14 protein-coding genes are annotated in these 20,383 nt (G+C 61.2%); 4 read left to right on the forward strand and 10 right to left on the reverse strand.

Going from position 1 to position 20,383, the window contains the following annotated elements; all coding sequences use genetic code 11:
- Window positions 1-40: 40 nt before the first annotated feature.
- Window positions 41-1,783, reverse strand: coding sequence for a potassium/proton antiporter (locus tag P3S72_RS03030; protein WP_276195987.1), 1,743 nt, complete (start codon window positions 1,781-1,783; stop codon window positions 41-43).
- A 246-nt stretch (window positions 1,784-2,029) separates the two neighbouring features.
- Window positions 2,030-2,200, reverse strand: coding sequence for a hypothetical protein (locus tag P3S72_RS03035; RefSeq protein ID WP_276198019.1), 171 nt, complete (start codon window positions 2,198-2,200; stop codon window positions 2,030-2,032).
- Window positions 2,201-2,475: 275 nt separating this feature from the next.
- Here P3S72_RS03035 and P3S72_RS03040 point away from each other — a divergent pair, with 275 nt between their 5' ends.
- Together P3S72_RS03040 and P3S72_RS03045 are read left to right on the forward strand one after the other, a co-directional pair.
- On the forward strand, window positions 2,476-2,706 hold the full coding sequence (locus tag P3S72_RS03040) for a hypothetical protein (protein ID WP_276195988.1): 231 nt from the start codon (window positions 2,476-2,478) through the stop codon (window positions 2,704-2,706).
- Window positions 2,703-2,996 carry a cell division protein ZapA gene (locus P3S72_RS03045; protein WP_253392967.1) on the forward strand — a complete coding sequence of 98 codons (294 nt, stop codon included), beginning with the start codon at window positions 2,703-2,705 and terminating at the stop codon, window positions 2,994-2,996. The genes P3S72_RS03040 and P3S72_RS03045 overlap by 4 nt, the downstream gene beginning before the upstream one ends.
- Here P3S72_RS03045 and P3S72_RS03050 read toward each other — a convergent pair.
- Both P3S72_RS03050 and putA read right to left on the reverse strand, forming a co-directional pair.
- Complete coding sequence (locus tag P3S72_RS03050; RefSeq protein ID WP_276195990.1) at window positions 2,993-4,795, reverse strand: acyl-CoA dehydrogenase; 1,803 nt, start codon at window positions 4,793-4,795, stop codon at window positions 2,993-2,995. The two genes, P3S72_RS03045 and P3S72_RS03050, sit on opposite strands and share 4 nt — an antisense overlap.
- A gap of 167 nt (window positions 4,796-4,962) precedes the next feature.
- Complete coding sequence (gene putA, locus P3S72_RS03055; protein WP_276195991.1) at window positions 4,963-8,916, reverse strand: trifunctional transcriptional regulator/proline dehydrogenase/L-glutamate gamma-semialdehyde dehydrogenase; 3,954 nt, start codon at window positions 8,914-8,916, stop codon at window positions 4,963-4,965.
- Between the two features lie 462 nt (window positions 8,917-9,378).
- On the opposite strand from putA, the gene putP reads away from it, so the two are divergent.
- Window positions 9,379-10,863, forward strand: coding sequence for a sodium/proline symporter PutP (gene putP / locus P3S72_RS03060; protein WP_247397270.1), 1,485 nt, complete (start codon window positions 9,379-9,381; stop codon window positions 10,861-10,863).
- 82 nt (window positions 10,864-10,945) lie between these two features.
- Here the strand turns inward: putP and P3S72_RS03065 are convergent, their stop codons facing one another.
- From P3S72_RS03065 to P3S72_RS03075, 3 genes are all read right to left on the reverse strand, one after another.
- Complete coding sequence (locus P3S72_RS03065) at window positions 10,946-11,320, reverse strand: hypothetical protein (protein WP_276195993.1); 375 nt, start codon at window positions 11,318-11,320, stop codon at window positions 10,946-10,948.
- Complete coding sequence (locus P3S72_RS03070; protein WP_276195995.1) at window positions 11,310-12,257, reverse strand: hypothetical protein; 948 nt, start codon at window positions 12,255-12,257, stop codon at window positions 11,310-11,312. Before P3S72_RS03070 ends, P3S72_RS03065 begins: the two co-directional genes overlap by 11 nt.
- Window positions 12,258-12,556: 299 nt before the next feature.
- Window positions 12,557-13,834 (reverse strand): O-acetylhomoserine aminocarboxypropyltransferase/cysteine synthase family protein, encoded by a 1,278-nt coding sequence (locus P3S72_RS03075; protein WP_276195997.1) that lies wholly within the window; start codon window positions 13,832-13,834, stop codon window positions 12,557-12,559.
- Window positions 13,835-14,084: 250 nt separating this feature from the next.
- Here P3S72_RS03075 and rlmJ point away from each other — a divergent pair, with 250 nt between their 5' ends.
- Window positions 14,085-14,921 carry a 23S rRNA (adenine(2030)-N(6))-methyltransferase RlmJ gene (rlmJ, locus tag P3S72_RS03080; RefSeq protein ID WP_247397281.1) on the forward strand — a complete coding sequence of 279 codons (837 nt, stop codon included), beginning with the start codon at window positions 14,085-14,087 and terminating at the stop codon, window positions 14,919-14,921.
- 114 nt (window positions 14,922-15,035) lie between these two features.
- On the opposite strand, the gene msrA is transcribed toward rlmJ, so the two are convergent.
- The 3 genes from msrA to aceF form a co-directional block, all read right to left on the reverse strand.
- Entirely contained in the window at window positions 15,036-15,683 is a 648-nt protein-coding gene (gene msrA / locus P3S72_RS03085) for a peptide-methionine (S)-S-oxide reductase MsrA (RefSeq protein ID WP_276195998.1), read from the reverse strand.
- Between the two features lie 73 nt (window positions 15,684-15,756).
- Entirely contained in the window at window positions 15,757-18,450 is a 2,694-nt protein-coding gene (locus P3S72_RS03090; RefSeq protein WP_276196000.1) for a GGDEF and EAL domain-containing protein, read from the reverse strand.
- Window positions 18,451-18,743: 293 nt separating this feature from the next.
- Entirely contained in the window at window positions 18,744-20,381 is a 1,638-nt protein-coding gene (gene aceF / locus P3S72_RS03095) for a dihydrolipoyllysine-residue acetyltransferase (protein WP_276196001.1), read from the reverse strand.
- Window positions 20,382-20,383: the final 2 nt, after the last annotated feature.

Raw genomic sequence — 20,383 nt, forward strand, 5'->3', positions numbered from 1 at the left:
TCGAGCAAGGTGAAGAAACGGGGCAGTGTTGCCCCGCAGTTTAGAGGAAGAGTCCGGGGCCCGGGCGACTTCCTTCGGGGAATCTGACGCCGACTTTGCCGATCTTGTTCCCGTCCATGACCGCGACGGTCCAGATCGTGTTGTTCCACTCCACCTGGTCGCCGACCACCGGCGCGCCGCCGACTTTCTGGGTGATGAAGTGGCTCAATGGCATGTCCGCGTCGATGCCTTCGAGTTGCAGGCCATACAACGCCGATACCGCGCCGAGCTGGGCGTCGCCTTCGAGGACGAAGTCGCCGAAGAAGCGCAAATCCAAGCCGCGTTGCGGCGCCTGGCTGAACAGTTTGCCCAGGGCTGGCAGGTTGTGTTCGTGACCGATCACGCAGAGCAGGTCGTCGGCTTCCAGCACCGTGCTACCCGACGGATGGAGCAGTTGCTGGCCACGGAACAGTGCCGCGATGCGCGTGCCTTCGGGCATTCTCAGTTCGCGCAGGGCTGCGCCGATGCACCATTTTTCCGCGCCCAGGCGGTAGACGAACAGCTCCCACTCGCTGGTGACGTGGACTTCCAGGGCAGCGCGGGAAATCGGCGCCGGCTCCGGTGGTACGGTTACTTTCAGCAGCTTGGCCACCCACGGCAGGCTGGTGCCTTGCACCAGCAGCGAGACCAGCACGATAAAGAACGCCAGGTTGAAGTACAGCTGCGCATGGGGCAGGCCGGCCATCAGCGGGAACACCGCAAGAATGATCGGCACCGCGCCGCGCAAACCGACCCAGGCGATAAAGGCTTTTTCACGGTCGTGGAACGCCTTGAACGGCAGCAGGCCGACCATCACCGACAGCGGCCGCGCAAACAGGATCATCCACAGCGCCAGGCCCAGGGCGGGCAGCGCAATCGGCAGCAGATCGTGGGGCGTGACCAGCAGGCCCAGCACCAGGAACATGCCGATCTGGGCGAGCCAGGCCATGCCGTCGAGCATATGCAAAATGCCATGACGGCTGCGCACCGGGCGGTTGCCGATCACCAGGCCGCACAGGTACACGGCGAGGAAGCCGCTGCCGTGCAGTGCGTTGGTCAAGGCGAAGACAAACAGGCCGCCGGCGATCACCAGGATCGGGTATAGGCCGTTTGCCAGGTTGATCCGGTTGACCATCTGCAGCATCAGCCAGCCGCCGCCCAGGCCGATGAAGCCGCCGATGCCGAACTCGCGCACCAGGTGAATCAGCAGGCTCCAGTGCAGGCCGGTCTGGCCGCTGGCGAGCATGTCGATCAGGGTGACGGTCAGGAACACCGCCATCGGGTCGTTGCTGCCGGATTCGATTTCCAGGCTGGCGGAGACCCGTTCGTTGAGCCCCTTGCCGCCGAGCAGCGAGAAGACTGCGGCGGCGTCGGTGGAGCCGACAATCGCGCCGATCAGCAAGCCTTGAATGATATTGAGGTCGAACAGCCAGGCTGCGGCCATGCCGGTGAGGCCGGTGGTAATCAACACCCCCACCGTGGCCAGCGACAACGCCGGCCAGAGTGCCACGCGAAAACTTGCCACCCGTGTGCGTAAGCCGCCGTCGAGCAGGATCACGGCCAGGGCGAGGTTGCCCACCAGGTAGGCGGTGGGGTAGTTATCGAAGATGATGCCGCCGCCGTCGACGCCGGCAACCATGCCCACGGCCAGGATGATCACCAGGATCGGGATGCCCAGGCGGGACGAAAGAGAGCTCACCAGAATGCTCGCACTCACCAGCAACGCGCCGATCAAGAACAGGCTGTTGATGGTTGTCGCATTCAAAGGCAGTACTCCATGGGCAAAATTAAGACGGGCGCATTCTGACCATGCAGTCTGCGTGCCAGCGATTCTAACCTGTTGAATTGCCGCGCTGTCAAAAAGGTTTTAACGACGGGCGCCGATCTAAATATGGGAGGGGGCTTGCCCCCGATAGCTGAGTGTCAGTCAGCACATCTGATTCTGATACACCGCAATCGGGGGCAAGCCCCCTCCCACATTTTTAGAGGCGAAACCGCCCGACCATCCCATTCAAATCCACCGCCAGGCGCGACCACTCGCTGGTCGGCCAGGTCGCAGATCAGCGTCGCGGATTTTGCTCATTTGGTTGAGGGCGAACACACCGAGAAACAACATGAGTGTGCCAATCAGGGCGAAGCCGAGGAAGGCGCGCGGCGCGATATTCATATTACGAAGAGACATGCGGGAACCCTGGGAAGATGCGCGATCCACGCGGCCATGAGGCGGGAAATGCATCACCTATCGGCAGTACGACTAAAATCTAAAAGCGCATGTGCTTTTATCGCATCTGACGAGGGGTTGGGCCGATTCAGGAACCTGATGGGGGAAATGCAGTCACTAAGGCTCGAAAGTGTGGCCCGGCCCTTAACCATCGGGCTGCGCGCCGGGGATAACCCTGGCATCCGAGGTGAATTTTCTTTATCGTCACCGCCCTTTTAAAAGCCCAGGAAATCAAAATGTTAGAAGCATCCCTCAGTCAACTGGAACAACTGGTCAGCGACCTGGTACAGCAGAATCACGACCTGTTGGGCACTCATGAATCCCTCAAGGCGGAACTGGCCCGCGCCAAGGATGAGAACGACAGCCTGCAACTGAACCTGATGGAGCAGGAAGAAAAGAACGGCGCCACCGCTGCGCGTATCCAGGCGTTGGTTGAGCGTGTGAGCGCAGGTCCTGTCAGCGCATGAACGAAGGGATAAAGGTCGTTTCGATTCTCGGAGAGGATTACTCGATCAAGGCACCGGCCGGAGAAGATCAAACCCTGATGCGCGCCGTGACCCTGCTCAAGGCCTCCCTGGCGACTACCAAGCAAAAGTACCCGACCCTGATCGGTGACAAGCTATTGGTGCTGGCCGCGCTGAACCTGTGCGCCGAGCAGATCGAAATGCAACAGCGTCACCAGCAGGAACTCGACCGTTACCAAGAGCAAGTCAGCGCCACGGTCGAGGTGATTTCCAAGGCTATCGGCCAGCCTTAGAACCACTCATCCTGCATGCCGAGGCACGTATCATCGCGGGCCTCGAGAATTGCCAGTTCATGATGGCAGCCCGGTACTTCCCAGGTCAGGAAGTACCGGGCTGCCTGGAGCTTGCCTTTATAGAAGGCAGTGTCCGCCGCATTCCCCTTGGCCAGGCCTTCTTCGGCGCGAATCGCCTGCTCCAGCCAGCGCCAGCCAATCACCGTGTGTCCGAACACCTTCAGGTACAGCGCCGAATTCGCCAGGCTGCTGTTGACTTTGCCTTGGGCGAGATCCGTCAGCAGGCCGATCGTCACGCTTTGCAGGCGCGCCACCAGGTGTTCCAGCGGCTCTCTCAAGGCATTCAGCGAGGGGTATTGCTGCGCCCGTGCGCCCGTTTCGGCGATCAACCGAATCAACTGCTTCAGGCCGGCGCCGCCGTTCTGCGCCAGCTTGCGCCCGAGCAGGTCCAGGGATTGGATGCCGTGGGTGCCTTCATGGATCGGGTTGAGGCGGTTGTCGCGGTAGTACTGCTCCACCGGGTATTCACGGGTGTAGCCGTGGCCGCCGAGAATCTGGATCGCCAGCTCGTTGGCCTTGAGGCAGAACTCCGAGGGCCAGGATTTGACGATCGGAGTCAGCAGGTCGAGCAGTTCGTGGGCGTGCTTGCGCTCGCCGTCGGTTGCCAGCGTGGTGGTGTCGTCGAATAGGCGTGCGGCATACAGGCCGAGGTCGAAGGCGCCTTCGACGTAGGCTTTCTGGGTCAGTAGCATGCGCTTGATGTCGGCGTGCTGGATGATCGACACCGGCGCGGTGCTCGGGTCTTTGCTGTCCGGCAGGCGGCCCTGCGGACGTTCGCGTGCGTACTCCAGGGAATACAGGTAACCGGCGTAACCGAGCATCACCGCGCCCATGCCGACGCCGATGCGCGCTTCGTTCATCATCTGGAACATGCAGCTCAGGCCTTGGTGCGGCTGGCCCACCAGATAGCCGACGCAGTGCCCGTTATCGCCGAAGTTCAGCGCTGTGGACGTGGTGCCGCGCCAACCCATCTTGTGGAATAGCCCGGCCAGCAACACATCGTTGCGCTCGCCCAGGCTGCCGTCGTCGTTGACCAGGAATTTGGGCACGATAAATAGCGAAATACCCTTCACCCCGGCCGGCGCGTCCGGCAGCTTGGCCAGGACCATATGCACGATGTTTTCCGACAGTGGGTGGTCGCCGCCGGAGATAAAAATCTTGTTGCCCTTGAGGCGATAGCTGCCGTCCGCCGCAGGCTCGGCGCGGGTCCGAATGTCCGACAGCGACGAGCCGGCATGGGGCTCGGTCAGGGCCATGGTGCCGAAGAAACGCCCCTCGATCATCGGCTGCAGGAAGCGTTGCTTCTGCTCCTCGGTGCCGAAACTTTCGATCAGGTTGGCGGCGCCCATGGTCAGGAACGGGTAGGACGTTGACGCGGCGTTGGCCGACTGGAAGTGCGCGAAGCAGGCCTGGGACAGCAATGTCGGTAACTGCATGCCGCCGGCTTCGAAACTGCGCGCGGCATTGAGAAAGCCCGCTTCGAGGAAGGCGTCCACCGCCGGTTTGACTTCCGGAATCAGGATGGCCTTGCCGTCCTCGTAGCGTGGTTCGTTTTCGTCGTTCTTGCGGTTATGCGGCGCGAAGTACTTCTCGGCAATGTTCCGGGCGGTACTGATGGCCGCGTCGAAGGTTTCGCGATTGTGTTCGGCAAACCGCTCGCGCTGGGTCAAGCCCTCGGCATCAAGGACTTCGTACAGCTCGAAAGCCAGATTGCGGGAACTGAGTAGCGTCTCGGACATGGCGGCTTACCTGTGTGGGAAGGGGCCTGAGTCTAAGTGCGGGAATGGAGGGCGGCTAGCAAGATTGATCTGGGTGATGGAGGGGCAGAACGCGGACGAGGAGTTTAAATGCAGTCGAATGTGGGAGGGGGCTTGCCCCCTCCCACATGTTGACCGCGTTTCGGCAGTTAGCCGATGGTCATCAGGCTGGCGTTACCACCGGCTGCTGCGGTGTTGACGCTCAACGCACGCTCGATCACCAAACGCTCCAGGGCAATTGCAGTTTCGCCTTGGGACAAACCATGCACCCCGACAATCGCCCCGCCACGCTGGGCGACTTGCTGGCAAACCGCGCGCAGTTGATCGGAGTCGCCGTGGTGCAGGACTGCGTCGAACACGACTTCGTCCTTGGTCCAGTCGGCCACACGCTTGATCTTCGCCTGAATCTCCCTCGGCAGGCGTGGGAACAAGGCTTTGGTCAGCTCAGTTTCCGGCCATACCGCCGAACCGCCGACGGCCAATACCGCCGCCAGTTGGGTCAGCAGGTCGCCTTCCACTTCCGCCAGGCACAGCACATGCTCGCGGGGCAGGATGGCGTAGCTGTTGCGCTCGCCGGTCGGACCGGCCAACAGGCGGGTGATACCGCTTTGCGATTGCGCGGCGAACCGGCTGCACAGGGCACTCAGTTCGCTGAACGTGTTGCTGTCGGCCCAGGCTTTTAAGGCGGTCAGCGGTTGGCTCATGGCATCGCGCAGGCGCACGTCCGGTGCGGACAATGCATCACCCCGAGCGAAGGATTGCTCGATCGCATCGGTAGGACGCGTCGACAGCAGGCGGTACAGGTACAGCGGGCCACCGGCTTTCGGGCCGGTGCCCGACAAACCTTCGCCGCCAAACGGCTGCACGCCGACCACAGCCCCGACAATGTTGCGGTTGACGTAGACGTTACCGGCATGAACGTTGTCGATCACCTTGGCGATGGTCTCGTCGATGCGCGTGTGTACGCCCAGCGTCAGGCCGTAGCCGGAAGCGTTGATCTGGCCGATCAACTGGTCGATCTCTTTGCGCTTGTAGCGCACCACGTGCAGCACCGGGCCGAAGATCTCCCGTTGCAGCTCGTCGAAGCTTTCCAGTTCGATCAGGGTTGGCATCACGAAGGTGCCGCGCTTGATCTCTTCGCCGTCGGCAATCGCCACCTGGTACACGGCGCGGCCTTTGTCGCGCATGGCCTGGATGTGCTTCTCGATGCCGGCCTTGGCGTCGGCGTCGATCACCGGGCCGATATCCACCGACAGGCGCTCAGGGTTGCCCAGACGGCATTCAGCCATGGCGCCCTTGAGCATTTCGATGACGCGGTCTGCAGAATCTTCCTGCAGGCACAGGACACGCAGGGCCGAGCAACGCTGGCCGGCACTGTCGAAGGCCGACGACACCACGTCGATGACCACTTGTTCGGTCAGGGCCGAGGAGTCGACGATCATCGCGTTCTGACCACCGGTTTCGGCGATCAGCGGAATCGGCCGGCCCTGGGCATCCAGGCGCCCGGCGACATTGCGCTGCAGCAGGCGTGCGACTTCGGTGGAACCGGTGAACATCACGCCTTTGACGCGCTCATCACCGACCAGACGCGCACCGACGGTTTCGCCCCGGCCCGGCAGCAGTTGCAGCACGCCTTCCGGAATGCCGGCTTCGAGCAGGATGCGCACCGCTTGTGCGGCCACTAGCGGGGTTTGCTCGGCAGGCTTGGCCAGTACCGGGTTGCCGGCGGCCAGTGCAGCGGCGACTTGACCGCTGAAAATCGCCAGCGGGAAGTTCCACGGGCTGATGCAGACCACCGGGCCTAATGGGCGGTGGGCGTCGTTGGTGAAATCGTGACGCGCCTGCACGGCGTAGTAACGCAGGAAGTCCACGGCTTCACGCACTTCGGCGATGGCATTGGCGAAGGTCTTGCCGGCTTCACGGGCCAGCAGGCCCATCAGCGGCTGGATCTCGCCTTCCATCAGGTCGGCGGCACGTTCGAGGATCGCGGCACGCTCGGCGGGCGGGGTGGCCTGCCAGATCGGGCCGGCGTTGATGGCGCACTGGATCGCGTTGTCGACGTCGTCGACGGTGGCTTCCTGTACGTGGCCGACCACATCACGCAGGTCGGACGGGTTCAGCACCGGCGCAGCGGCTTCATTGCTGGCGGCGCAGCCCAGCATCGGCGCGGCTTTCCAGTGGTTGTGTGCGGTGGCCAGCAGGGCGCAGGACAGCGACGCCAAGCGGTGTTCGTTGGCCAGGTCGATACCGGCCGAGTTGGCGCGGTCGCTGCCGTACAGGTCACGCGGCAATGGGATACGCGGGTGCGGCAGGCCGAAGCCGCCTTCCAGCGTCGCCATTTGCTCGATGCTGGCCACTGGATCGGCCACCAGCTCCTGGATCGAGATGGACTGGTCGGCAATGCGGTTGACGAACGAGGTGTTGGCGCCGTTTTCCAACAGGCGACGCACCAGGTAGGCCAGCAGGGTTTCGTGGGTGCCGACCGGTGCGTACACGCGGCACGGACGGTTCAGCTTGCCATCGGCAACCTTGCCGACTACCTGCTCGTACAGCGGTTCGCCCATGCCGTGCAGGCATTGGAACTCGTACTGGCCGGGGTAATAGTTCTGACCGGCGATATGGTAGATGGCCGACAGGGTGTGGGCGTTGTGCGTGGCGAACTGCGGGTAGATGACTTCCGGCACCGACAGCAGTTTGCGTGCGCAGGCAATGTAGGACACGTCGGTGTACACCTTGCGGGTATACACCGGGTAGCCTTCCAGCCCTTCGACCTGGGCGCGCTTGATTTCGCTGTCCCAGTACGCGCCTTTTACCAGGCGGATCATCAGGCGGTGGCGGCTGCGGCGTGCCAGGTCGATGACGTAGTCGATCACATACGGGCAACGCTTCTGGTAGGCCTGGATCACGAAACCGATGCCGTTCCAGCCGGTCAGTTGCGGCTCGAAGCACAGGCGTTCGAGCAGGTCCAGGGACAGCTCCAGGCGGTCGGCTTCTTCGGCGTCGATGTTCAGGCCGATGTCGTATTGCTTGGCCAGCAACGTCAGGGACAGCAGGCGCGGGTACAGCTCGTCCATCACGCGTTCGTACTGGGCGCGGCTATAACGCGGGTGCAGGGCCGACAGCTTGATGGAAATGCCCGGGCCTTCATAAATCCCACGGCCGTTCGAGGCTTTGCCGATGGAATGAATGGCCTGCTCGTAAGACGCGAGGTACTTCTGTGCATCATGTTCGGTGAGTGCGGCTTCACCGAGCATGTCGTAGGAATAGCGGAAACCCTTGGCTTCGAACTTGCTCGCATTGGCGAGGGCTTCGGCGATGGTTTCGCCGGTGACGAACTGCTCGCCCATCAGGCGCATGGCCATGTCGACGCCCTTGCGGATCATCGGCTCGCCGCTCTTGCCGATGATGCGGCTCAGGGACGAGGTAAGGCCGGTTTCGTTATGCGTGGAGACCAGTTTGCCGGTCAGCAGCAAGCCCCAGGTGGCGGCATTGACGAACAGCGACGGGCTATTGCCCAGGTGCGGCTGCCAGTTGCCGGTGCTGATCTTGTCGCGGATCAGTGCGTCACGGGTGCCTTTGTCGGGGATGCGCAGCAGCGCTTCGGCCAGGCACATCAGTGCCACGCCTTCCTGGGACGACAGGGAGAATTCCTGCAGCAAGCCCTGGACGATGCCGGCACGGCCGCCGGCGCTCTTCTGATTGCGCAGTTTTTCTGCAATCGACGCGGCCAGCTTATTCGTGGCTTCGGCCATCTGTGCCGGCAGGCGAGCCTGTTCGATCAGCATCGGCACCACTTCCGGCTCAGGGCGACGGTAAGCGGCGGTGATCGAGGCGCGCAGGACGGATTGCGGCAGGATGCTCTCGGCGAACTCGAGGAAACACTGGTGGGCGTGGTCGGACTGGACCTCGCCGGCATCATCGGCTTCCTTGCTGCTCAAGCCATTGAGCTCGGTCAGGGTTGCACCACCCTCTAGTTTCTCCAGGTAATTAAAAATCGCCTGCTTGATCAGCCAGTGCGGCGTGCGATCAATGGAGGTCGCGGCCGCCTTCAGGCGTTCGCGGGTCGGGTCGTCGAGTTTGACCCCAAGGGTGGTCGTAGCCATTTTCTTATCCTCATGGGTGCCACTACCGAGTGGCATCAGCTGGCGGCAAGATTAGCTTCGCTCTGGAAGAGGTGCAACCGGGTGCAACCCTTTTTATGCATGAAATTTTCGACGTTCAATCGGAAAAAAACCAGACCTCGACCGAATCCGCTTCGATTTTGTGCATTTGCTTCTGAGATCGGCTGTGCTTGCTCCGAAAAGGAGCAAAAACGGGGTGTTTTGAGCAAAACACATCAAGGTGCAACTTATTCGCAAGAAACTGGTTGCACCTTATTTGCTTTGTTGAATAGCATTCGCGGCCAAGGTGCAACCGCGCTTATGGTGCGGTTCATCGGCTGGCGGCTTTCCTGGGGAAACGTCAGTCATAAATGCGTGCGATGTAGGTACATCCACTCACTGAATCAGTGGGTGGCCGTCTGACAGACCGCCGCTACATAAAAACAAAGCCAGGGCGTCACTTCTATGAGCGTTAGCAATCCAACCCTGATCACGTTCGTGATCTACATCGCAGCAATGGTGCTGATCGGCTTAATGGCCTATCGCTCCACCAACAACCTTTCCGATTACATCCTGGGCGGTCGCAGCCTCGGTAGCGTGGTGACTGCCTTGTCAGCCGGTGCTTCCGATATGAGCGGCTGGTTGTTGATGGGCCTGCCGGGTGCAATCTACATGTCCGGCCTGTCGGAAAGCTGGATCGCCATCGGCCTGATCGTCGGTGCGTACCTCAACTGGCTGTTCGTGGCCGGTCGCCTGCGCGTGCAGACCGAGCACAACGGCGACGCCCTGACGCTGCCGGATTACTTTTCCAGCCGTTTCGAAGATAAAAGCGGCCTGCTGCGGATCATCTCTGCGGTGGTGATCCTGGTGTTCTTCACCATCTATTGCGCTTCCGGCATCGTAGCCGGTGCCCGACTGTTCGAAAGCACCTTCGGCATGTCCTACGAGACCGCCCTGTGGGCCGGCGCTGCGGCGACCATTGCCTACACCTTCGTGGGTGGTTTCCTGGCCGTGAGCTGGACCGACACCGTACAAGCCACCCTGATGATCTTCGCGCTGATCCTCACACCGATCATCGTGCTGCTGGCCACTGGCGGCATCGACACCACGTTCCTGGCGATCGAAGCGAAGAACCCCGACAACTTCAACATGCTGAAAAACACCAGCTTCATCGGCATCATCTCGCTGATGGGCTGGGGCCTGGGTTACTTCGGCCAGCCGCACATCCTCGCGCGCTTCATGGCGGCGGATTCGGTGAAGTCGATCGCCAAGGCGCGTCGCATTTCGATGACCTGGATGATCCTGTGCCTGGCCGGCACCGTGGCCGTGGGCTTCTTCGGTATTGCCTACTTCTCGGCGCACCCGGAAGTGGCCGGCCCGGTCAACGAGAACCACGAACGTGTGTTCATTGAACTGGCCAAGCTGCTGTTCAACCCATGGATTGCTGGCGTTCTGCTGTCGGCGATTCTGGCGGCGGTCATGAGCACCCTGAGCTGCCAATTGCTGGTGTGCTCCAGCGCCCTGACCGAGGACTTCTACAAGACCTTCCTGCGCAAAAACGCCTCCCAGGTTGAACTGGTGTGGGTCGGCCGTGTCATGGTGCTGCTGGTGGCGTTGATCGCCATCGCCATGGCTGCCAACCCGAATAACCGCGTGTTGGGCCTGGTGAGCTACGCCTGGGCCGGTTTCGGCGCTGCGTTCGGCCCCGTGGTACTGATCTCGGTGATCTGGAAACAGATGACCCGCAACGGCGCACTGGCTGGCATTCTGGTCGGCGCGATCACCGTGATCGTGTGGAAGCATTTCGAGCTGCTGGGCCTGTACGAAATCATCCCAGGCTTCATCTTCGCCAGCCTGGCGATCTACATCGTCAGCAAGCTGGGCGCGCCGACTGCGGGTATGGTTGAGCGGTTTGATGCTGCGGAGAAAGACTACAACCTCAACAAATAAAGCCTCGGGCGTTATGCGCCCGATGTGTTGAAGAAAACGGCTCGCTATCTTTTGGATAGCGGGCCGTTTTTCTGTCTGGAGCTTAAGCAAAGTAGATAACGACCAAACCGATCATCCCTGCCAGGCCTGTCAGCGCGGTGCCGTGAAGCATAAGTTTTGTTCTGCGCGGAAAGGCTTGTACCTGTTGAAGGTCAATAACACCCCGTCTTACATTTATCCTCGGCAGAGCAATGGCCACATACAATGCGCAAAGCCTCATCATCCTTTCGCGCGGTGAGTTTCCCCAATAGCTGCTGTGGAAGGCGACCAGGCGGCACTTGTCCAAGAGCGCTTCCATGGGTTCAAGTTTTCGGTAACACAAGAAGAACCCGATGATGTTGGTGATGATGACTGCGGATGCAGAGCTGATGGCAATCAAGGAAGTAGCAGGGAGATTCAAGAAGTAATCAATACTCATACAAAAGTTCTCCTACCTTCTCGCCGCCTTCCCCACCTAAGTACCCACCGGCCGCACCTCCGGCTCCCCCGGCCAATAGCATGCAAGCTAAGGATACCGGACCAGTGGTGGGGGCCAATATGGCAAAGCATAGGAGTGATCCGGCAGCGCCGCCCACCACGCCGCCTGACACCCCTAACGTCAGTTTCCCAAGTTCCACATATTTTGCTCTTCTGCATTGTTCTTCCCGCCCGGTAGAACACGCCTCCTTGATCTCCAACGCCGTTGCAGTCGTACTCAGCGCGATGCCTAGCGGCGTGCCTTTTTTCAGCAGTTTTGCCGTCTTCGAAACCCGCGCAATCGTTTCGCTGTACTTCTTTATCTCTCCACTATGCAAATAACTCTTGGTCGAGATACCCAGCATTTTCTTGATCGAACCTTCATTGCGTAGCCCTGTGCCATAACGCGCAAAACTACGCATTTGCGCGTCCAGTTTGGCAAACAGGGTTTGGCGTCGAGCGAGGAACTCATCTCGCGCAGCGCCGCCACCCCGGCGCAGGGATTGTTTGTGCAATGCATCAATTTCTTCGAGGGTTTTTGCAATGTTTTGCAAGTGTCGACTCCAGGCATCACCCGCAGTGCCTATCCCCAGCGAAGCGTAGCCCAGCAACTTTTTCAGCAAGTCGTAGTTGTGCAGTGCAAAGGCATCTCCGCCTTCGGCCATCACGCTATGGCGAATATCCCAGGCGGCTCGCATCAAGTGTGACTCTTGCGGGGTGCAGATCGCAGTGGCTTCGTCACCGATGATCACTAACTGTCCTGGCAGTACGACAACATTGCGGATGTGAGTATTGAGCGTGTCGAACTTGGCGTCGGCGTATGGGCTCAAGCGCAAACTTGCCTTGAGCTCCACCGAGGTTTGTTGGCGGTCATTGATGAAGGCATAGGGCTGAGGCATTAGCGACTCCCCAGCCATAGTGATCGGTTCGAAGAGAGGTCATTGCTTGCCATGGAAACAGTCCTTTTTGAATGAGCATGGCTGCGCAATTTAAAGAGCGGTTCGAGCGGTGTCGTGGTTTTGGCGGGGGATTTTTCGGTGGTTTTTTGCTTTTGGGAAAAGGGCTACTGAGTTGCGGTAGGTTTCCGACAGAGGCGTGAATTTTCACTGCCTTTACGCCGACGACCTCGCGGTACAAGGTCGCCTGCTTCACGCGCCATGCGGATGTTAGCCATGACGCGCGGGCCGATGACCTGGCCTCAGACGTGCGTTGCAGCCAGCGCCTGTTGCAGATCCTCGATCAAATCTTCAATCGCCTCAATCCCCACCGACAGGCGAATCATCTCCGGTTTCACGCCGGCCTTGGCCTGTTCCTGCTCGTTCATCTGGCGATGGGTGGTGGACGCCGGGTGGCAGGCCAGGGATTTGGCGTCGCCGATGTTCACCAGGCGCTTGAAGATGTGCAGGGCGTCGTAGAAGCGTACACCGGCTGCGTAGCCGCCCTTGAGGCCAAACGACAGGATCGCCGAGGGTTTGCCCTGCATGTATTTCTGCGCCAGTGCGTGGTGCGGATGATCGGGCAGGCCGGCGTAGCTGACCCACTCCACTTCGGCGTGATCTTGCAGGAACTGCGCGACCTTCAGCGCGTTCTCGGTGTGGCGTTCCATGCGCAGGGCCAGGGTTTCCAGGCCTTGCAGCAGTAGGAAGGCGTTCATCGGCGCCAGCGCCGCGCCGGTGTTGCGCAGTGGCACGGTGCGGGCGCGGGCGATGAAGGCGGCGGGGCCGAATTTTTCGGTGTAGACCACGCCGTGGTAAGCCGGCTCGGGCTGGTTGAGGCCGGGGAATTTTTCCGCGTGTTTCGTCCAGGGGAACGTGCCGCTGTCGACAATCACGCCGCCCAGGGAGTTGCCATGGCCGCCGACGTATTTGGTCACCGAATGCACCACGATATCGGCGCCGAACTGGATCGGTTTGCACAGGATCGGCGTGGCCACGGTGTTGTCCACCATCAGCGGTACGCCACGGGCGTGGGCCACATCGGCCAGGGCTTCGATGTCGATGATATTGCCTGCCGGGTTACCGATGCTCTCGCAGTAGACCAGCTTGGTGTTGTCGTCGATCAGTTCGGCGATGGCGGCGGCGGAATCGTCGCGGGCGAAGCGCACATCGACGCCGAAGCTCGGCAGCAGGTGGGCGAACAGGGTGTAGGTGCCGCCGTAGAGCTGCGGCGTGGTGACGACATTGTCACCGGCGCGGGTCAGGGTCTGGATCGCATAATGAATCGCTGCGCTGCCGGCGGACACGGCCAGCGCAGCGATACCGCCTTCGAGCGCGGCCATGCGCTGTTCCAGCACATCGTTGGTCGGGTTCATGATCCGCGTGTAGATATTGCCGGGCACGTCCAGGTTGAACAGGTCGGCGCCGTGCTGGGCATTATCGAATTCGAAGGCGACGTTCTGATAGATCGGCACCGCGACGGCTTTGGTGGTCGGGTCGGACTTGAAGCCGTGGTGCAGGGCGATGGTGGCGTCTTTCATGGTTTTTGTTGACCTCCTTGGTTTTTATGGGCGCCCCCTGGCAGGGTGGGAGCTGGCTTGGCTGCGATGGCTTCATCGCGGTGTGCAGGTAATACCGCGTCAGTTGCATGCGGGCAAGCCCGCACACAGAGTAGGGGTTAGATTGTTTTCAGTCGTACACCTGTATTTGCGGCATAAGCACCGCCCGGCATGCGCCCCTGCACCTTTGCCCGTGTAGCAGGTAAACTTCGCCCCCTGCGCAGGAGCAACCATGAATTATCGTCACGCCTTTCACGCCGGCAACCACGCCGATGTCTTCAAACACCTGACCTTGACCCGACTCATCGCCTTGATGTCGCGCAAGGAGCAGCCGTTCGCCTACCTCGACACCCATGCCGGCATCGGTCTGTACGACTTGCAGGGCGACCAGGCCAACCGCACCGGTGAATACCTGGAGGGCATCGCCCGTCTGTGGGGCAAGAGCGACCTGCCGCCATTGACCGCCGACTACATGCGCGTGCTGCACGAGATGAACCCGGATGGCCAATTGCGCTATTACCCAGGTTCGCCGGAACTGGCACGACGCCTGACCCGTCCCCAGGACCGCGTGCTGCTCAATGAAAAGCACCCGGAAGACGGCGTGTTGCTCAAGGACAACATGAAGGGTGATCGCCGCGTCAAGGTTCACCTGGGCGAAGGCTGGCATGTGCCGCGCGCCATGCTGCCGGTGCAGGAAAAGCGTGCCTTGATGCTGATTGATCCGCCATTTGAGCAACTCGACGAAATGCAGCGCTGCGCGGCGTCGCTCAAGGAGGCGGTCAGCCGCATGCGCCAGACGGTCGCGGCGATCTGGTATCCGGTGAAGGACCAACGCATGTTGCGCCGTTTCTACCAGGACCTGGCCGGCACCGGTGCGCCGAAGTTGTTGCGCGTGGAATTGCTGGTGCATCCGCTGGACACGCCCAACACCCTGACCGGCTCGGGCCTGGCGATTGCCAACCCGCCGTGGGGTTTGGAAGAGGAATTGCGTGAGCTGCTGCCGTGGCTGTCCAAGCAACTGGGCCAGACCCAGGGCGGGTGGCAGATGGATTGGCTGATTGCCGAGTAACCGAGTCTGGCGCAAATCAATGTGGGAGGGGGCTTGCCCCCGATAGCGGTGGTTCAGTTAAAGATACTGAGACTGACATACTGCAATCGGGGGCAAGCCCCCTCCCACATTTTTTTAGATCGGGCAAGTCACGCCGGTGCCGCCGATCCCACAGTAACCCTGCGGATTCTTCGCCAAGTATTGCTGGTGATACGCCTCGGCGAAGTACACCGTCGGGGCTTCGTCGATTTCCGTGGTGATGGTGCCCAGGCCGGCCTTGCTCAGCTCTTGCTGATACGCCTGCGCACTGGCCTGCGCCGCCGTCAATTGCTCCGGCGTGGTGGCGTAGATCACTGAACGGTACTGGCTGCCGATGTCATTGCCCTGGCGCATGCCTTGGGTCGGGTTGTGCAGCTCCCAGAACATCTTCAGCAAGTCTTCGTATTTCAGCTTGGCCTGGTCATACACCACCAGCACTACTTCGCTATGGCCGGTCAGGCCCGAGCAGACTTCTTCGTAGGTCGGGTTCGGCGTGTAGCCGCCGGCATAGCCGACCACGGTGCTGACCACGCCATCGCGCTGCCAAAATTTGCGCTCCGCCCCCCAGAAGCATCCCAGGCCGAAGATCGCGAAGCCGACGTCGTCGATGAACGGGCCGAGCAGCGGGTTGCCGTTGACGAAGTGCGTTTCCGGCAGGGTCATCGGGGTTTCACGGCCGGGCAAAGCTTGTTCTGCAGTAGGAAGCACGTTTTTGTTCACCAGAATTTCCGAGCGCAAGACCATGAGCAGTCCTCTCGTCAGGTTGAGTTAACAGTAAAGAGTCAGACAGCCAGTGTGCCCGAGTGTTACAGCGCTGTCAGGCGATTGGCCCGCGAGGATAGCGTTTAAGCTTCTCGAGCAGCTCTGAACCGGGAATAGGCCGGTCGAACAGATAGCCCTGGCCGACGTCGCAACGGTGCCGACGCAGGAACGCCAACTGATCGGCGGTCTCGATGCCTTCGGCCACGACCTTGAGCTTGAGGTTGTGGGCCATGGCGATCACGGCGGAGGTGATTTCCATGTCGTCCTGGTTGTCCGGGATTTCGTGGATAAAGCTGCGATCGATCTTGATGATGTCGATCGGGAATTTTTTCAAGTAGCTCAGCGACGAGTAACCGGTGCCGAAGTCGTCCATGGCCAGGGTCAGGCCCAGGCTCTTCAACTGGTCCAGTTGCAGGCGGGTGTCCTCGGTGGCTTCCAGCAGCAGGCCCTCCGTCAACTCCAGCTCGAGCAGGTTGGCCGGCAGCTCTTCTTCTTTGAGGATCGCGGTAATCGAGGCCACCAGGTCCGGGTCGGAGAACTGCTTGGGCGACAGGTTGATCGCCACCTGCAGGTTGCCCAGGCCGGCGGCGCTCAGTTGCTTGCTCATGCGGCAGGCCTGGCGGGCGATCCATTTGCCGATGGGGATGATCAGGCCGGTTTCTTCGGCCACGCTGATGAACTGGTCGGGGCGGATCATGCCCTTTTCCGGGTGGTTCCAGCGCAGCAGCGCCTCCATGCCCAGCAAGCGGCCGCTGCGCAGGCACAGTTTGGGCTGGTAGAACACGTCCAGCTCGTTCTGGGTCAGGGCGCGACGCAGGTTGTTTTCCACAAACAGCTTGTAGCTGGCCTCGGCGTTCAGTGCTTCGGTAAACACCTGCACCTGGTGTTTGCCGTTGGCTTTGGCCTTGTGCAGGGCTAGCCCGGCGTTGCGCATCAGGGTTTGCGGGTCGCGGCCATGCAACGGCGCGCAGGCCAGGCCCACGGAGCCGGTGACGCTGATCAATTGGTTGTCGACGAACATCGGCTTGTCGAGGGTCGCCAGCAGTTGGCTGGCGACGAACTGGCCGCTCTCCAGGTCGGTCTCGTCGAGCAATACCGCAAACTCGTTACTGGCAAAGCGCGCCAGGCTGCCGCCGGCGCTGAGGCTGTTGCGCAGGCGCCGGGCCAGGCTGATCAGCAGCTTGTCGCCGGTCTGGTGGCCGAGGCTGTCGTTGATCCGCTTGAAGTTGTCGATGTCCACCAGTAACAGGCAGATCGGGCTGTCGCTGTCGCGGGCAAAGCGTTCGTCGAGGTTGCGGATGAACGCCGGGCGGTTGCCCAGGTTGGTCAGGTTATCGGTGTAGGCCAGGCGCTCGATGCGCTGCTGCGCCAGCTTGGTCTGGGTGATGTCTTCGTAGATGCCGATGTAGTGGGTCAGCTCGTGATTGTCGCCATAGACCTTGGAGATCGACAATTGGCCCCAATAGGGTTCCAGGTTCTTGCGCCGGCTTTTGAATTCACCCTGCCAACTGTTGCTCTGGGCCAGGCTCGATGGCGCGTCGAACAACAGCTCGTTGAGGTTTTCCAGCGCCGGCAATTGCGCCAGGCGATGGCCGTGGACCTCTTCGGTGCTGTATTGGGTGATCGCGGTAAAACTGGGGTTGACGTACTCCACCACGCCATCGCAATTGACCAGCAGGAAGGCGTTGGCGCTTTGTTCCACGGCGCGCTGAAACAGGTGCAGCGCGCTGGTGGCGGCACGAAGGTTGTGGTTGTTGATCACTTGCGCGAACTGATCCGCCAGCTCGCCGGCAAAGGCGATTTCGTCGGACTGCCAGACGCGCGTGTCGCCGCCTTGTTCCAGGCACAACACGCCAACGACCTGACCATCGACGCGGATGCTCGCGTCGAGCATTGCATGTGTGTCTTTGGCCTTTAGGGATTCGGCCATTTCGCGGGTGCGGAGGTCGGGCTTGACGTTGCTGGCGTCGATCGCACGGCTGGTTTGCAGGGCTTCGAGGTAGTCCGGAAAGCCGCTGGCGTCAATCGGCTCGGGCAAGTGGTGCTGCTGATCGGCGCGGTGGTACGCCGAGATCGGCACCAGGCGCTGGTCTTCGAGGTTCCAGATGCTGGCGCAATCGATCTGGTAGATGTCGCAGGCGCTGCGGGTGATCAGCTCGGCGGCTTCCTGCAGCGAATTGTTCGTGGTGTAGCGCTGGCGGGCGAGCAGCAGGATCAACGCTTGCTGGGCGCGCACCCGTTCCAGGTGCAGCAACTGTTCCTGTTGCGCGCGCTGGTTGAGTTCCAGGGCGATCTGCAGGCGGCTGTTCTGGCTTTCCAGGTCTGCCGTTGGCGTCGTCGACGGACTCTCGCTGAACACGCCGTCGACCACCATCAGGTAGCCCCGCAGCAGGTGGCGATTGTGTTGTTTGTAGGCTTCGCCCATTTCCAGCAGGCTCAGGGGGCCGTCGTTGGTGTGCAGGGTGTAGCGCACCAGGTAATGAGGGCTCTCGGTCAGTTGCTGCTGGATCGCATCGTGCAGTTGATAGCGCGCCTGCGGCTCCATCAGGCTGGCGTAGGGCGAGCCGATCAAGGCGCACAGTTCAACCGCCGGCAGGCCGAATGGGCGCTCGCAATTGGGGTCTAGGTAGAGCAGGGCCCAGCTTGCCTCATTCTGCCGCTCGAAACGCAGCATACCGAGGCGCGAAGGCACCGGTAATTGCGTCACTACCTCGGCCGCCGTCCGGGCAACATCGGGTTGGCTTTTCATGGGGAAGCTCACTTGAAAAAACGCACACGGCGCCGGGCTCTCGCCCTCTTTACTGTTGCCTGCCGCAAGGTTGCATCATGCAGGCCGGGCTGACAAGAGAGGATGAAGGCTAAGTGCTATATGGATTATATCGGTTGCGTAGGTGATTTCTGCAGTCGAGGCGACGGAAGGTGTACAAACCTGTTTATTTGTACAAAAAAAGCCCCGCCAAGTGGCGGGGGTTGAGGAACGAGCGTGGCGCTCGGAAATCGATGCAATCAGGCCTCCCGGTTACCAGGGAGGCCTATCGCGGCTTACAGCAAGATGGTGCGGATATCGTTCAGCAGTTGGCTCAGGCGCTGCGTGAAGCGTGCAGCCGCCGCGCCATTGATCACACGGTGATCGTAGGACAACGACAGTGGCAACATCAGCTTCGGCTGGAACGCTTTACCGTCCCATACCGGCTGGATAGTCGCCTTGGAAACACCCAGGATCGCTACTTCCGGCGCGTTGACGATTGGCGTGAAGCCAGTGCCGCCAATGTGGCCGAGGCTGGAAATGGTGAAGCACGCGCCTTGCATGTCGTCTGCGGTGAGCTTTTTGTCGCGGGCTTTGGCCGCAAGCGCAGCAGCCTCGGCCGCAAGCTGCAGCAGGCTCTTCTGGTCGACGTTCTTGATGACCGGCACCAGCAGGCCATCCGGGGTGTCGACCGCAAAGCCGATGTGAACGTACTTCTTGCGAATGATCGCCTTGCCGCTTGGCGCCAGCGAACTGTTGAAGTCCGGCAGCTCCTTGAGCAGGTGCGCGCAGGCCTTGAGCAGCAGTGGCAGCACGGTCAGTTTCACGCCGGCCTTCTCGGCCACGGCTTTCTGCGCAACACGGAAAGCTTCCAGGTCGGTGATGTCGGCCTGGTCGAACTGGGTCACGTGCGGGATGTTCAGCCAGCTGCGGTGCAGGCTCGACGCGCCGATTTGCATCAGACGGGTCATCGCCACTTCTTCGGTTTCGCCGAAGCGGCTGAAGTCCACGACCGGGATCGGCGGGATGCCCGCGCCACCGGTAGCGTTGCCGGCAGCCGGGGCTTCCTTGGCCTTTTGCATCATGGATTTGACGTAAACCTGCACGTCTTCCTTGAGCACTCGACCATGAGGACCGGTGGCCGCGACGGCGTTCAACTCGACGCCGAATTCACGGGCCAGTTGGCGCACAGCAGGGCCGGCGTGAACCTTGGCGCCGCTTGGCGCCGGTGCAGCCGCCGGGGCCAGTGCGGCCTCGGCTTTTGCAGCCGGTGCCGGAGCAGCGGCAGCAGGGGCGGTTTCAGCCTTGGCAGCCGGCGCAGCGGCCGGTGCTGGAGCAGCCGCCGGCGCAGCGCCTTGGACTTTCAGCTTGAGGATGAAGTCGCCAGTGCCGACTTCGTCTTCCAGCTTGACCGCGATGCTTTCCACCACGCCGGCAGCCGGCGAAGGGATTTCCATGGAGGCCTTGTCGGACTCCAGGGTGATCAGCGACTGGTCGGCTTCGACGGTATCGCCGACCTTGACCAGCAGCTCGATGATCTTGGCCTTGCCCGACGAACCGATGTCCGGGACATGAATGTCCTGAACGGTGGCCGCAGCCGGTGCAGCAGCCGGGGCCGCTGGGGCCTCGGCAGCAGCAGCGGGTTTTTCAGCCGGCGCCGGTGCAGCAGCGGCAGCCGGGGCAGGGGCCGCATCGGCGGCGCCCTCGATTTCCAGCTCCAGCAGTTCGTCGCCTTCTTTCAGGCGATCGCCCAGCTTCACTTTCAGGCTCTTGACCACGCCGGCCTTGGGAGCCGGGATTTCCATGCTCGCCTTGTCCGATTCCAGGGTCAGGATGCTCTGGTCGGCTTCGACGGTGTCGCCGACCTTCACAAACAGCTCGATTACTTCACCTTCACCGCTGCCGATGTCAGGTACGCGAATGAGTTCGCTCACAA

The organism is Pseudomonas sp. D3 (genome assembly GCF_029320995.1).
Taxonomy (GTDB): Bacteria; Pseudomonadota; Gammaproteobacteria; order Pseudomonadales; family Pseudomonadaceae; genus Aquipseudomonas; species Aquipseudomonas paraveronii.

Coding starts and splice junctions, on each gene's coding strand:
- P3S72_RS03090 (WP_276196000.1), bottom strand. CDS start 18,450: ATGAAAAGCCAACCCGATGTTGCCCGGACGGCGGCCGAGGTAGTGACG.
- msrA (WP_276195998.1), bottom strand. CDS start 15,683: ATGGTCTTGCGCTCGGAAATTCTGGTGAACAAAAACGTGCTTCCTACT.
- P3S72_RS03035 (WP_276198019.1), bottom strand. CDS start 2,200: ATGTCTCTTCGTAATATGAATATCGCGCCGCGCGCCTTCCTCGGCTTC.
- P3S72_RS03045 (WP_253392967.1), top strand. CDS start 2,703: ATGAACGAAGGGATAAAGGTCGTTTCGATTCTCGGAGAGGATTACTCG.
- P3S72_RS03075 (WP_276195997.1), bottom strand. CDS start 13,834: ATGAAAGACGCCACCATCGCCCTGCACCACGGCTTCAAGTCCGACCCG.
- putP (WP_247397270.1), top strand. CDS start 9,379: ATGAGCGTTAGCAATCCAACCCTGATCACGTTCGTGATCTACATCGCA.
- putA (WP_276195991.1), bottom strand. CDS start 8,916: ATGGCTACGACCACCCTTGGGGTCAAACTCGACGACCCGACCCGCGAA.
- P3S72_RS03050 (WP_276195990.1), bottom strand. CDS start 4,795: ATGTCCGAGACGCTACTCAGTTCCCGCAATCTGGCTTTCGAGCTGTAC.
- P3S72_RS03040 (WP_276195988.1), top strand. CDS start 2,476: ATGTTAGAAGCATCCCTCAGTCAACTGGAACAACTGGTCAGCGACCTG.
- rlmJ (WP_247397281.1), top strand. CDS start 14,085: ATGAATTATCGTCACGCCTTTCACGCCGGCAACCACGCCGATGTCTTC.
- P3S72_RS03065 (WP_276195993.1), bottom strand. CDS start 11,320: ATGAGTATTGATTACTTCTTGAATCTCCCTGCTACTTCCTTGATTGCC.
- P3S72_RS03070 (WP_276195995.1), bottom strand. CDS start 12,257: ATGCCTCAGCCCTATGCCTTCATCAATGACCGCCAACAAACCTCGGTG.